Source organism: Arthrobacter sp. 01T428, from assembly GCF_056398685.1.
In genome coordinates this window covers 250,433-263,464 of the sequence record NZ_JBFTPW010000008.1, presented here as the reverse complement: position 1 = coordinate 263,464, position 13,032 = coordinate 250,433, and the positions used below count along the sequence as shown (strand labels likewise).

Sequence of the window (13,032 nt, the reverse complement as noted above, 5' to 3'; positions counted from 1 at the left end):
CTCCTGCTTCCGTCGAAAACCTGGTGGATCTAGAGCCGGGTTACGTTGCCGGCCTTGGGCAAGCGGTATGTCGTATCCAGGACTGCCGGGGCTCCGGCCAGCCAGTCAAGTTCCATCTGGCTGTGCCTCGTGTGCAGGATCACCAGGTCCGCACCCCAGTCAGCAGGCGATTGCTCGGATTGAAGGGTCCCGCCATGGCCGTCGGGAGCCGTCTGGCACCAAGGATCCGAGAATGCCACTTCCGCTCCGTCGGCGATCAAGGCGGCAATGATTTCCAACGCCGGGGATTCCCGGAGATCTTCGACGTCGGGCTTGTACGCAACCCCGAGGACCATGACGCGTGCACCGGAAACACCGTGGTTGCGGTCCGACAGGATACGCCGGGCCTTCTCCACCACCTGGTGCGGCCTGCCCGCAATCCCGGCCATCGCTTGCTCGATCACCGGGGCTGTCAAGCGGGCCTTGCGCAATTGCCACAGCAAGTAGTGGGGGTCGCACGGTATGCAGTGTCCGCCGACTCCGGGACCGGGTGTGAACGCCATGAATCCATACGGCTTGGTGGACGCGGCATCGATGACGTCCATGACTTCCATGTTGAGTTCGTGGCAGATATCGGCGAATTCGTTAGCCAGGGCGATATTGACGGCCCTGAACGTGTTCTCCACAAGCTTGGTCATCTCGGCGACATCCGCCGACGGCACCACGTGAACCAACTTGGTGCTGGCGCTCAGGAGCCGTTCGGCAACTTCGCCGCACGCCGGGGTCACGCCGCCGACTACCCGGGGGACGTCTTCGTGGGAGAACGAATCCACGCCGGGGTTGATGCGCTCGGGCGAGAAGGCCACGAACACGTCATGGCCCGGGATAAGTCCCCGCGCAGCCAGGGGCAAAGCCAGGAGGTCGCGCGTGGATCCGACGTACGTTGTGGAGGTCAGCATCAGCAACTGGCCAGTGGTGGCGAAATCGACCACCGAGGCACAGGCCGCCCGGAGAATGGAGAGGTCCGGAACCAGGTACTCGTCCACGGGAGTGGGAACGCACACAACCACTGCCGCCGCGCGGGCAAGCAATGACAAATCGCTGCTCAGCATGAAGGTCGGGTCCAGCAGCGCGTTGCTCAGCCGCTCCCTGTCGGAGTCCAGAAGATCTGCCCGTTGCTCCCGGATCACGGCCAGGCGGGCGTCGGACACGTCAAGGCCGAGGACACGCCGACCGGAAGCGTTGATGGCGAGCGCCGTGGGCAGGCCCACATAGCCCATGCCCACGATCGCCACGTCGAAAGTAAACGCCTGATCTTGCGTGGTTGTCCGTGTTCCCGCGCCCTCCGGCCAAGCTGGTGCCTGCGTGTGCAAGGACTGCGAGCTCCCGTTGGGCTCTGCCTTGAGGGTCTTTACCTTCGTGTTCGGTGCCATGGTCAGTCGACCTCCCGGTGCCTGTTGTCTCCAGTGTGAAAGAAAGCCGGCGGCGGAACGGGACGTGCCCTGGTCTCAGAGGGCACATGACCGCCCGCCGCCGGCTCGATTGTGGGGGTGCCCGCGGAATGCGGGAAACCGGTCGCATTGGAGTTGACTTCTCGCTGGATCACCGGGTGGTTTTCCTGTAGCAAAGAATTCTTCCTGCGTTTCATCTCGAGACCCACTTATCCCCAAATGAGTGGCGGTTGCCATCAGGAAAAGCGTATTAACGAACCCCCAAGGCGGGCGCGAGTGGGCTCTACCCGTCTTTGGATGCGAGGTCCCTCCCGCGGCGATTGACTACCCGTCCGAGCGCTTTTAACCACTCGATTCAGTACTCGCTTTTAGGCCTTTCGCCCTTTGCGTGCCGTCTGTTCAAGCGGACGACGGCGGAACGCGGCTTCGGGGAAGCGGTCACCCGATCCCAGTGGTCAACCCAGTCGCGCCTGCGGCTAGCCCAGTCCCTGCGTGCCGTGGGCACCGTTCATCAAGTCTTCGCGGTGGCTGATGCCAAGCTTGGCGAACATTCGGTACAAGTGGCCTTCAACCGTGCGCAATGACAGGCCCAAGCTCAGCGCAATGTCCTTGTTGCTCGATCCCGACTGCACGAGCGTCGCGATTTCCTGTTCGCGCCGGGTCAGCTTCTGGAGATCCGGTGAGGCTCCTTCAACGGCAGGGCCGGCCTTGTCGAGAGCGGCGGTGCGACGCTTGAGGAGTCGCTGTCCTTCGAGCTGGCGCGCCTTGTCCCCCCTGCTTTCCAGGATCCGTAGGGCGTGGCTGGCGCAGTCAGCGGCGGCAAGCTCCAGTCCGTCCTTGGCTGCCGAATCACTCAGCTCAATGAGGCGATCCGCGTCCTTGTGCGCGAGGGCAAGCCCGACGCTCAAGGCGAACTCCGCAGTGCGGCCTTCGCTGCCCTGGGCTACCGCTACCAGCCGACGCGCCACACTGGGGTCTCCCAGCCTCAGGACCAACATCAGGATGTCGATCTCGGCGCCGATAGCCCCGTCCGCGGCCGCGGAATCCGCAAGGGACATGAGTCTCGAGATCGCCGTTTGCGTTCCGGTGTGCTCGGCTCGCGCAACTGCCGCATGACCTTGTGCCAGCAGCGACGGATGCACGCCTTCCCGGACCAATGTGTCGTATTCGTTCGAGTACGTCATCGCGGTTTCCCGGCGTTTCAGGATCGACGCCGCGTAGGCGGCGGCAGCAACGGCGTCGGGCAAGTCGCTCCCCATGTCGGAGACGCGCAGCATGCTGACAGCCTGGCGAAGCCGGGGCAGGGCCACTCCCAGGTCTCCCCGGCGCAGGTCCACCATTCCGGCAGCCAGGTGGAGCATCCCGCCCGAATAGATCAGGGAGTTCGGTGCTTGGGAAACATGGTTCTTGAGGAACGTTTCAAGAACGCCGAATTCGCCTGCCTGCTGCAAAGCCAGGATGTATCGGCGCATCACCATTCCTGCGTACTGGAGGCTCCAGTCGCCGCTCGCGGCGACCATTTCCTGTATCTCCATCAGAATCTGGATGGCGGACACCGGCCGTCCCGTGACCGCCATGGCCTCTGCGAGGAGGGTGCCCGCCACGAGGCGGGACTCGTCGTCGTCCGCTTCTTTCCAGATCTGGCGGAGTTCCCGCTCTGTCTCGACGTAGTGGCCTTCGGTTTGGAGGCCTTCCAGCGAAAGGAGCCTGCTTCCCAGTTTCCCGCGTTCCAGCTCATCGGGGTCGATGCCCTGACGGGATTCGGCAAGCCTGGCCAAGGCTGCCTCCCATTCGTACGCAGCCTGTTTGATGGCGTTCGGCCCGACGCCTTGCCGCCCGGCGAGCTGGGCCGCCAACATCGATGCCTGCCGGACCGTCCGCGGATCATTGGTCCGATCCACGACCCCCGCAAGCGAGGACACCGATCCCCTGATGTCGCCCCGGTACCATTTGGCCCGCGCCACCTCTACTTGGGCGGCAAGCCTCAGGGACGGATCCTTGATCGCGCCGGTAACCCGCTCCACGTAGCTGGGGATGAACAACCGGTTTGCCAGCTGGGCCGCCTCCAGGATGTCGGAGTCCGGAACCTCGGTGCCCGATTCCAATCCCCAGGAGACGTAGCGCAGCAGCCCGTCCATGGTCTGCGGCTTGGACTCCATGAGGTTCACGATGCGCCGCCGGATGGTCATGCTGTGGGCGGTCGGGACCAGCTGGCGGATGACTTCGCCAACCAGCGGCTGGGCCAGCCGGACATGCCGCTCGGGGTCGGACGCAATCTCGATGAAGTGCAGTTCCTGCAGTTCGTCCACGGCGCTGGAGTCGCCGGCCCGTTGCACGACGTTCAGCGGGACAGGCTCGGCGAGGGCCACCGTCTCCAGGGTGTCGCGCTGCGCGGCGCCCAGCATCAGGATCTGGTTCCGGACAAGGTCCATCAAACGCACGCTGGTTCCCCGAAGCTCACCCGAAAGCATCCAGGCGTCGTTGCGGCAGACCAGTTGGCCCAACGACTTGGCGTGTTCGATGAGTTCCAGCAGGAACATCGGGTTTCCACCCGAGTACTTGCAAAGGACGGCGCTGGTGCCCTGGACGACGGGCGCATCCAAGGCCTGGGCGCAAAGTTGGTTGACTTCCTGCTCGTTGAGCGGCTGCAAGTCGAATCGGTCCACGAGTCCCTCGGACCACATCGAGAAGACCTCTGCGGGCGGCGCCGGATACGGACGGCAAAGGAACACGACCTTGGCGGCTTCCGCGGCTGCCAACTGGGCCAGGACAGCCACACTGCTGTCATCGATGTGATGTGCGTCCTCCACGATCAGGACCGCCGGTGCCGGATGTGGCTGGCCTGCCGGGTTCAACGCCGCGACCACGGCCCTCAGGACCGACAATGGCTCGTTGATCTGGCTCGGGGTCAAGGCCGTCAAAAGGGGCGCCAAGGCTGCGAACGGTACCGAGGCCAGGGTTGGACCGGCAAAGACCCTGAAGGGGCGGACACGTTGCCCTAATTCATAGACCACTTCGTTAATCAGTGCCGTCTTGCCGATGCCCGCGTCACCGAAAAGCAGGACTCCGGGCCCATTGGCGTCGAGAAGGCAGTCGACGACGGCGGCCATCACATTGAATCGTCCGACAAGCGCATCGGCCGCAACCACTTCAGTCATTTCGCACCACCTTCGACGTTGCCAAGCGCGAAGCTCAGCTCAGAGCGTTCAACGATTTTCAGCTTGCCGAAGATCTGGTAGAGATGCCCTTCCACCGTGCGAACTGAAACATGGAGCTTAGCGGCGATACCCTTGTTGCTCTCCCGGTTCGCCGCCAGCTTGGCGATCTCCATCTCGCGAGCGGTCAGCTTCAATCCCTCTTGGTTTCCGCTTTGCGGGGTGCGCAGGCGCTGCCGGCACGTTTCCGCGAGCTGCCGCGCCTTCCTGAGGGCCGTCTTGTCCAACTGAACCTGGTCCAGCTGCAACACCGTCTCCGCGATATCGAAGGCAAACCTGTCGTTCTGCATGTCTTCGGCCAACCGTGCAGCCTCAAGAAGAAGCTCTGCGCTTCCGGACATCGTCGCCCGTGCGTACGCAACGCACAGTTCCGCGAATCGTCCCTGGCAGCGGAGTGCCGAGTCCAACAGCCGTGGAGCGGCTGCCACCGCGCCAAGCCGAACGGCTGAACTGAGGCAAAAGATCTCGTGACCGGGGGCGCCCTCGTCCCGGTCGGCGTCGGCCAAGCGGAGGAGCTCCTCGACGGCGGCATCCGGGCCGTCGACCCGATCACGGGCCAACGCCGCGAGGTACCTCTTCGTCCGTTCCTTCCGCCACGTCGGCCGGCGCAGCTGGGTGGAGGCTTCCTTCAGGTAGCGCAGGGCCTGCTCCTGTTCGCCCTGCAAGGCCGAGGCGTAGGCCGCCGCAGTGCAGGCGACATCCAACATGCCTTCGTTGTCCTGGACGCGCAATTGGCTTATGACCGGAATGAGCGCGTCCAAACCGTCCTGGCCCCGTCCCTGGAGGCACCGGAAGATCGCTTTGGGAAGATCGATCGCTGTGGGCAGTGCCTCGGCGACGGAAACCAAGAGGTCGTCGCCGGGTTGGACCATTTCCGCCTCTTTATCCCACCGTCCTGCAAGTACGAAGGCGAACCGCAGCCGCGATGTGGCGCGTCGGGCCGCCGCGACCGAAACAGCGGGATCATGGCAGTCAGCCGTCAGCTGTTCCGCCATGTCCGCCGCCTCGGATTGCCGTCCCGTCAGGGCCCACGCCTCGCACAGCCAGCTTCCGGCGAGGAGGCGGAACTCGGTGCCGTGCGATTCAAAGTCTTGAAGAACTTCTTCCAGTCTTGCCGCCATCTCAGCGTAGGAACCCGAATAGCTGGCTGCCTGCGATTCGGCAAGGACAAGTTCCTCCCGAAGTGTTGCGATGTCCTGCTCTTCGCCGGTTTCGGCTTCGAGCCGCTGCCTTACGCGGGCCAGCGTTTCGCAGGCTTGCGCCGTGGTTTCGGGAAGGGCCAGAAGGACTGCGGCCTCGGCCAGCTTGAGCCGGACCCATTCGGCCAGGGTGGCTTCATCCCCGGGTTCATCCAAGTGAAGACCCAGCAGCTCCCGGGCCGCAGCGACGTCACCCAGTGTCATCATCGCGCGGGCTTCCTCGGCTACTGCCCCGGGCACCGTGGAGTGGCCCGGAATGGACCGGACCAAGCGCAGGGCCAGCCGCGCATCAAGTTGCCGGTTCGCCATCGCGGCAGCTTCAAGCGCTTCTTCCCTTCCCAGCTTGGCTCCGCAGTCCAATGCCCAAGCGGCCATGGATAGCAACATCGAGCGTTGGCCAAGGGCCGGATCCATCGATTTAAGGAGCAGGCCCCGGAGTTCGTTGCTGCGGCCAGGGGGTACGTTCGCCCGGACCACGTCACCGACCAGCTGGCTTTGGAGCCGGGCCATCCTGGGCAACGAGTCGTCGACGACGAGGACGCCCCTTTTCTCAAGGGAGTCCACATCGTCCGCCGAGGCGAGTGCCAGCAGGGATTCCAGGGGCACGGCCCTGGCCAGTGAAAGGATCTCCAGGACTTTGCGCTCACCGTCGCCCATTCGCCCAAGCCGCGTGGTGATCAGATCGGTGATTGCCCTGCCATGCTGTTCGCTCCGGGACGTCAGGACCCAGACGCCGTCGCTTTTCAGGAGCGAACCCGATTCGGCGAGCTCCGCTGCGAGCATCTTGAGGTAGTGCGGGTTGCCCCCGCTGGCCGTCCACAGGGCATGGGCGCCGGACGGGGAGACCTGTGCTCCGAGCCCGGCTTCGAGCCAGGCGTGCGATTCCTGGAAAGTCAGGGGCTTGAGGTCGATCCGGTGCAGGAAGCCATCCCCGCACAGCCGCGTGATCTCGCCGCAGAGCCGCTGCGGGTCGGTGCAGGTGAGGACAAGTTGCGCTGTGCCGTTCCTCGCAAGTTGGGCCACTGTCATGGCCGCCAACTCATCAAGCTCGGTCGCGTTTTCTATGACCAGGTACACCGGCTTTCCCTCGGAGCGCTCACGGAGCAAATTGGTGAGTGCCGACAACACCAGGACTGGATGCGCCAGGTATCCCGGGTCAAGATCGCTCAGAAGGATATTGAGGGCGCCGTACGGTGATCTCGCCAACGCCGCGCTGCCGCGGATGACGACGACGAATGAGCGCCCGCGTAGTTCGTTCACCGCGCGAGTAGTCAAGTAGCTCTTGCCGCTCCCCGACGGCCCAGTAACAAGGACGCCACCCTTGGAAGCTGCCAGCGCGACGGCGATGTCCTCAACAGCGGCTCTGGGTCCGATCGGCGGCCAGGCCGTCGAAATTACCGATTTGCCTCCGGTTCCATCCGACGAAGACGTCGCCGAAGATGCGTCGAACGCCTGGTACCGGGACGCGTTCCCGGACCGAACGGCATGGACCGTAGATGCACTGCCTGCTGTCAACATGAGCGAGACCCCCAGTGATCGAGTGGTGACACCCCCCAATTAACCAGCTGGCCGTCAGGCCCACACCAGTAGTGAGTACTCGACTTTCCTGGTGCCGGATACTCGTATACGGGTGTGAGTACCTTTCCCCCGGGTGGCGGGTACTCGTCGTTGGCAGTGGCGTCCGTTCGAATCGAGAGTGCACTACTACTCCCCCGCGGCCATTCCCGGCTTCAGCCTGTACTCGACGCTCCCTGCGCGACGGCCGCGGCTCCTGCAAGTTCGTCCCTGCCGGTGATCCCCAATTTCGAATAGCAGCGGTACAGGTGCCCTTCGACCGTCCGGACCGAGATAAGCAGCGTGTCCGCAATCTGCCGGTCGCTGAGTCCCTGGACCGCCAGATTGACGATGTCCCATTCCCTCTTGGTCAGCTTCGGAACCACGGACTCGTTCTGCGTTTCCTCGCTGCCCTGGCCGAGTTCTTCGTTGCAGTGCGCCAGCCCCGCCCGCGCTACGGCGCTGAGCTCCTTGGTCTGGCCGCGATCCGGTGCTGCCAACGCCAATCCATATGCCTTCGCGGCCAGATGGTAGGCAGTGGCGGCCTGTAGCTTCTCCCCTGCGGACAGGTACCGGGCAGCTCCCCCGAACTTGAGTGCCCGTCCGTACTCGGCGAGCGCTTGTGCCCACTCGCCCTCCGTTGCAGCCGCGGTTTCACAAAACCGGTCCAACCTGCTGGTGTCTCCCAGGCCGAGCGCAAGCTCAAGGGCATGAAGTTCAAGGTACGTCGCGTTTTCCTTCGCCGCGTCGTCAGCGTTTTGGTGCAACGCTTCCACTCCCGAACCGTCGGCGTTGAGGAGTTCAAGTCCGGCGTCGAAAAAACTGTTTGCCTGTGCCGCGAGAAGGTGGGTGCTGTGTTGTCCCCAGGCTTTGAAGTCCGCCCGGAACCGTTCGGCTTCAGGCAGCCCGGCGCCGGCTGCGGCATAGAAAGCCATGGCGGCACACAGTCCGAAGAGATTCTGCGGATCGCTGTCCCTCAAGGCTTCGAGTCCCGCCGTCAGCAAGGGCAGGGCGTCGCCGGTTTTTCCCTGCCTGATGGCAATGTATCCGGCCACCACGTAGGCCGCGCCGCCATAGGTCGCCATCGAGACGCCCGACGATTCGTAGTACCTGTCGAGGAGATTTTGCGCGTCGGCCCAGTCACCTACGGCCAACGCGCAGATGACGAGGCGGGCGGAGATGAACTCGGGGATGAAGAAGACATCGTTCTCCTGGGGCTGCGCCAAGGCGGCAGCTTCGAGAACCAATAGCCTCGCCTGGCGCCCGCGGCCGAGGGCGCACATCATTTCTGCCTTAAGTGCGAGTGCCAGGCCCCTGAACAGCGGGGCCAAGGAGCCTTCCACGGTTCCCGACTGGAGGAGCACCCGCTCCAGTTCCGGGCCCATCCTCTTGTAATCGCCATCGACGGAGCCGGCGAGCAGCCCGATCACGGTGGCGGCGAGCGTCACCGCGGCTTGCGCGGCCGGCGTCCGCTGGCCGTCGAGGCCGGGCTGCTGTTCGCCCCATTCGCGGAGGATCTCGGCCTCCGCCCGGATCAAGGAAGCCGATTGCCCGACGGCTGCACGCGTGGCCGCGCGAAGGACGCTGCTTGATACGACCTGGGAGGGTCCGGCGTCGCCATTCACAGTTTCCTGGGCCAAGGCTGCCGCGGCCTCGTCCCGGCGGCCGAGATTGAAGTATGAGCGGGCCAAAACGGCTTGAGCAATCGATTGCCATTGCACGTCCCGGACCGCGGACGCCATACGCAATGCGGTCTCGCTCTGCAGTAGCCTCGCAGAAAGGACCGCGGCCCGGATCAAAAGACGATCGGGCACGTCCGCCCCGCAATCAAGTGACCATGTCACCATCCGCAACAAGGAATCCGGGTTATCCTCCAACACATCCATCCGGGAGATCAGCTGCCGATGCAGTTGGAGGCTCTGCGCGGCCGGGACGATGCTTCTCAGCACCTCTCCGTAGACCGGATTGACGAGCCGGAGATTTGGCAACCCGTTGCCTCCGGGCTTGATCAAATGCTGGTCAACCAGCTCCTGGACGGCCGCTTCACCGGCCACAACGTTAATCAACGTCTCGTCCACCGGTTCTGCCAATGCGATCAAGTTCAAGGCTTCCCGGCCCGCGGCCGAAATGCGCATCAGCTGAAGTTTGACGACGGCCTCCAGCTTTACCGTGTGGACCGGAGTCGCGGCCGTCTTGAGCCAAACGCCGTGCCGTTGGACGAGGGTTCCCGAGCTCTCAGCTTCGCGGACAAGGGTCTTCAGGAGGAGGGTGTTGCCGCCCGCCTCCGTCCAGAAACCATGGCTCGTGCTGTTCAAGACGATTCCCCCGAGCAATGCCTCGCACAGTTCGTGGCCTTGCTCAGCGGTCAAAGGCTCCAGGTCGAACCATTCGGCGGTCCCCTCGTGCCACATGCGCAAGAGGGGTGCTGGAACTCCCGGCCGTGGAACGCATGCGGCCACGACTTTGGCCCATCCTGCCTGGACAAGCTCGGTCAGCATCGCGCACGTGGCATCGTCCAGGTAGTGCGCGTCATCGACCAGCAGCAAAGCCGGTCCTGTACCTACGCGGATGCCCTCGAGGTGATCCCACAGTGAGCGAAGCACGGCAACCCGGGAAGATATGTCGGCGAGTGAAAGATGGGCAAGGAAAGGAGCCAGTACCCCATACGGGACAGCGGTCAGTGACGGACTTCCGTGTATCGGGACTACCGCAACTTCCCCGCCAAAAACGCTGCCCAGCTGGGCCAGGAGGGACGACGCGCCGAGGCCGGAATCGCCCACGATGAAGACTGCCGAACAATCATCCGCGCGGATGGCGGCCGTAATTCCGGGGAGCAAATGCCCATAGTCGAGCCACGGTTCGGGCGGCCTTGTAGCGCGTTCTCCGGCATGAGCATGAACCGCCGCAGCGTTGTCATGACTGCGCGGTTCCTTCAAGCTCGCTCCTCGATGAGATTCCCATTTTCGTGAAGATTTGGTAAAGGTGGCCTTCCACTGTGCGCACGGAAACTTGCAACTGGTTGGCTACCTCTTTGTTACTCAACCCTTGACTGGCCATCTTTGCAACCTGACGCTCCCTTTCCGTCAGTTCGGGTCCAAAAGTGTGAGGTGTCAGGGGAAGTACCGGCACGGTCCCGACCAAGCGGTCCAGCCGTTGCTGGGCAAGCCTTGCGGACGCTGAATCGCCGGCTTCCCGGGCGATGTCCAAGGCCAGGACGGCACAGCGGGACTCCACCGCATCCAATTTCAGTTCCTGGGCAACCGAAGCTGCAAGTAGTAACGTCTTCGGGTCCTTCTTGCGGGTTCCCTCCGCCACCATCCGGTTGACTGCGGCCATCTTGCCCTGGCGGCGGGACGAAACCTGCTCCAGGAGCAACAGTTCCTCCTCGGTGCCGTGGACGGTGGCGCCGAAGAGGCTGATGGACGCCGTGGTGATCCGTCCTTTCGCCAAATCCCGGTTGGCCGACTCGATGAGGCTTTGCTTCGCCCCGGGATCCTTCAGCCAACGCCTGGCCATCTTGACGCAGAATTCGGCCATCCAGGCGGGGAACCAGGCCGTTTCCCCTTGTCCCTTTTCGGCCAATTCGAGAAAAGTCCGGGATTCCTTCACGTCTCCGGCCTGGGCGTACGCAAAAGCGAGCGCGGAGTAGGCCAGTGCTGGTCCGTAGTAGTTGCGCCTGATTTCCAACTGCGCCTGGGCGCCCAGCAGGGTGTCGATCGCGACTGAAGCCCGTCCTGCGTAGGTGTAGGAAACGCCCAGCGCCAGTTCGGCGGCACCGCCAAGATAGTGGATGTTCTTTGGTTGCTGATCGAGGGTCGCAGTCAGCATCCGGGCTAGTTCTTCCCACTGTCCGCTGCACAGGAGTGCGGCAAACAAGCCTTCGGACAACCAGTTGTGCAACCGCGGCCGCGCCTTTGCACGCTGTATCTTGTGCCTCAGCTCGCGCGCCAGCTCGATCGCTTCCATTTCCCTGCCCAACACCGCCCAGGCCATGATCAGCAGGCTCCCGCAGCTCAGCCTTTGTTGAAGATCGATGCCGTCCCGGTACTCCTGCTCCAAGGCTTCGGCAACTTCGGCATACTCGCCCTGATGGACGTGGAGCTCGAAACTCGCGAGCCTGAGCATCCCGCTTGCCCGTTCGATTTCCGTGGCATCCGCTCCGGTTTCCTGCGATCGGCGGGAAAGATCCTCCCGGGCCTCGGCGATGAGGCCGGGTATTTGGAGGTGCCCACCTGGAACCCACAGCAGCGCGCTGCAGAGTTCCTGGACATAGTCCGCGTAGTCATACGCCGGGAGGCGCCGAAGCTGCTCGGGCGTCACATCCTTCAAAGCGGCCACCGCGGCCTCGTGCTCGGCCAGAATAACGTGGGAAACGCAGCGCTGCTGGGCGGCAGCCACCCATTCCTTGTCCTCGCGGCCGATCTGCCGGGCGCATTCCAAGGCGAACCAGGGATCGAATTGCCTGTTCGCTGCCGTCGCAGCTGCCAGTGCCACTCCTGGTTCAAGGGTTTCGCGGACGTTCAGTGTCGAAGAGGCAAAGCCCAGGAGCGCCTCGGCATCAAGGTCCCGGGTGATGCTGCCGATCACCCCGGCGGCGAGCCGCCGCAGTTCATTCCGCCGTGGCAGATCCATCCAGCCCCGAATAACCTCACCCATGTACTCGTCTCGCAGCGCCACCCGGCGGGCGCCTGACGGTTCGACGCGCAGGTAGCCGGACCACTCCATCTCGGCAACCACTTCAGGTTCCAGGACGTCCAAGAGCACGGCGAGCGGGGCGGTTCGAATGAGGGCAAGCAGCTCCAGGGCTTCCTGGACCGCGGGGGTCTCCCGGGCCAGGCGCGAGCGGACCAGGTCGGTCAGGACTTCAGCGGAAGAAAGGTGGATTTCGCCCTTCATCGCCCAAACCTGTCCGGCCAGGTGCAGGTTGCCTGAGCGGAGCTGTTCGGTGACGATGGCCTGGAGCACCAAGGGATTTCCACCGCTGGACGCGTGCAAAGCGCTTGCAGCAGTAGCGGTCACCCGTTTTCCAAGGACGCCGCTCAGTAATTTAGCAACTTCCGCCCGTGAAAAAACCTGAAGTTCAACTTCGTCCAGGAGGCCGTCTTTCAACAGCCTGATCAGGTCTTCTGGCATGTCTGTGGCTTGGCGGACAGTGACGAGGACTTTCGCTGTCCCACTGATTAACAAGTGCACCAGAAGGGCCGTGCTCATGCTGTCCAAAGCGGGCAGTTCCGAAAGGACCAAGAGCACTTCGCGCCCCGCGGCGTCCGAACTTATCAAATGCGATATGCCGTGGATGATCGCGCCAGGGGAATCTGCGGCATCAACGGGAAGCCTCGCCACCAGATGGGCCAGCGCCCCAAAAGGAGTGCTGACGTCCGTGGAGCCGTGGAGGTGCAGGACGTGAGTCTTTGGAGTGAGCCGGGCCTCAACCGAACGGGCGAAAGTCGCTTTGCCGACGCCCGGCGCGCCAACCACCACCACTCCGTACAAAGACGGGTCGCCGAGCGCGTCAATAACCGTGTTCTGAAGATCCTGCCGGACCAGGGACGACCATTTTCGACGCTCTGCAGCGCCCAGTGCTTGCCGCTCCGTTGCGGGTCGCTCTGTTTCAGACTCCGGTGTTGCTCGCAA

General features: G+C 63.6%; 6 protein-coding genes. 1 reads left to right on the top strand and 5 read right to left on the bottom strand.

Going from position 1 to position 13,032, the window contains the following annotated elements; genetic code table 11:
• Nucleotides 1-29: 29 nt before the first annotated feature.
• The 3 genes from AC1DJB_RS11935 to AC1DJB_RS11925 all read right to left on the bottom strand — a co-directional run bounded on the left by AC1DJB_RS11935 (nucleotide 30) and on the right by AC1DJB_RS11925 (nucleotide 7,119).
• Nucleotides 30-1,412: a nucleotide sugar dehydrogenase gene (locus AC1DJB_RS11935; RefSeq protein ID WP_284989824.1), complete on the bottom strand. Its 1,383-nt coding sequence runs from the start codon at nucleotides 1,410-1,412 to the stop codon at nucleotides 30-32.
• 494 nt (nucleotides 1,413-1,906) lie between these two features.
• Nucleotides 1,907-4,588 (bottom strand): helix-turn-helix transcriptional regulator, encoded by a 2,682-nt coding sequence (locus tag AC1DJB_RS11930; RefSeq protein WP_441437682.1) that lies wholly within the window; start codon nucleotides 4,586-4,588, stop codon nucleotides 1,907-1,909.
• Nucleotides 4,585-7,119 (bottom strand): helix-turn-helix transcriptional regulator, encoded by a 2,535-nt coding sequence (locus tag AC1DJB_RS11925; RefSeq protein ID WP_441437681.1) that lies wholly within the window; start codon nucleotides 7,117-7,119, stop codon nucleotides 4,585-4,587. Before AC1DJB_RS11925 ends, AC1DJB_RS11930 begins: the two co-directional genes overlap by 4 nt.
• A gap of 46 nt (nucleotides 7,120-7,165) precedes the next feature.
• Here AC1DJB_RS11925 and AC1DJB_RS11920 point away from each other — a divergent pair, with 46 nt between their 5' ends.
• Nucleotides 7,166-7,405 (top strand): hypothetical protein, encoded by a 240-nt coding sequence (locus AC1DJB_RS11920; protein WP_172465510.1) that lies wholly within the window; start codon nucleotides 7,166-7,168, stop codon nucleotides 7,403-7,405.
• A gap of 169 nt (nucleotides 7,406-7,574) precedes the next feature.
• Here AC1DJB_RS11920 and AC1DJB_RS11915 read toward each other — a convergent pair whose 3' ends face one another.
• Nucleotides 7,575-10,334: a LuxR C-terminal-related transcriptional regulator gene (locus AC1DJB_RS11915; protein WP_476910286.1), complete on the bottom strand. Its 2,760-nt coding sequence runs from the start codon at nucleotides 10,332-10,334 to the stop codon at nucleotides 7,575-7,577.
• Nucleotides 10,312-13,032, bottom strand: a complete 2,721-nt coding sequence (locus AC1DJB_RS11910; protein WP_284989828.1) for a helix-turn-helix transcriptional regulator — start codon at nucleotides 13,030-13,032, stop codon at nucleotides 10,312-10,314. Before AC1DJB_RS11910 ends, AC1DJB_RS11915 begins: the two co-directional genes overlap by 23 nt.